The organism is Oleiphilus sp. HI0061, from assembly GCF_001635675.1.
Genome location: NZ_LWFE01000501.1, coordinates 1 through 926 on the forward strand (window position 1 = coordinate 1; position 926 = coordinate 926).

Below are 926 nucleotides of genomic sequence, written 5' to 3' on the forward strand. Positions count from 1 at the left end.
AACGCATAAACGTCGCCATAAAACTCATCCCGCAAATGGCGGCGTTATATTTCAGGGAGAATTCAGTGCACGATTTTGTAGGCCGATGGAAAATTAAGTTAATGACAACTTGGCCTCAAGACTACGTTGACCTCGATGAACCCGGTTATTTTGAGTTTACTGAAGATGGATTAGGCCAGTTCGTTTTTGGTGCTGTAAAAGGGTGGCTCGATGTTAGGGTATCTCACCGAACACCTTATCTTGAGTTTAGCTGGCAAGGCACTTGCGAGGGTGATGACCTTTGTGGTCGGGGTAAAATTGAATTTCCTACTCCTTTACAAGGTGACGGTGAAATTTATATTCATTGTGGTGACGAGTCAGGGTTCATCATTGAAAGAAAAATATAACCAGGCCAGCCAACATCGCCCACAAAGGGCCGTGGGCTGGACTCGCTTCGCTCGCCGTTGCTGGCGGCGTTAAAATTTCTAAGCAACGTACTCTCTGGCAGATATCGCTATGTCTGGAAATTGCTTTAGTATTTTTTTGTCAGCAGTCACTAGTTTGCAGTTTTGGCTCTTTGCCAAGCAAATAAACTCAGAGTCATAAGCAGAACAACCTGATTCATTTGCAGTATTTAATACTTCGAAAGAATTTACGGTATATTCATTGTCTTTGAGTAAATTCTCAGCTTGTTGTTGTATTTCTAAGGCATCCTCCATAGAAATAAGCTCTTTTCTAAGGTACAAAGCTAAGATGTTTCGTAACTCACTGCGCCATAATATAGGGGCAATCCAATCTGGGTCTTTCAATAGCAAGGCTTCTACGTATTCGCTATAGTCAGAGGGTAAATATAAGTAAGCTATTGTATTAGTGTCAGCTACAATCATTCTCTGCCTTCAGCTTTGGCTTTAGTTAAATCTTCCTCAGTAACTTTCAAACCTTTTAGT

The 926-nt window shown here is 41.5% G+C and carries 2 protein-coding genes; one reads left to right on the top strand and one right to left on the bottom strand.

What is annotated here, in order from left to right:
- A partial coding sequence (locus tag A3735_RS06640; protein ID WP_231882455.1) for a hypothetical protein occupies window positions 1-386 on the top strand: 386 nt, incomplete at its 5' end.
- A 78-nt stretch (window positions 387-464) separates the two neighbouring features.
- On the opposite strand, the gene A3735_RS06645 is transcribed toward A3735_RS06640, so the two are convergent.
- The gene (locus tag A3735_RS06645; protein WP_068511203.1) at window positions 465-866 is read right to left on the bottom strand and encodes a type II toxin-antitoxin system VapC family toxin; all 402 of its coding nucleotides are present in this window, start codon (window positions 864-866) and stop codon (window positions 465-467) included.
- Between the last annotated feature and the right edge of the window lie 60 nt (window positions 867-926).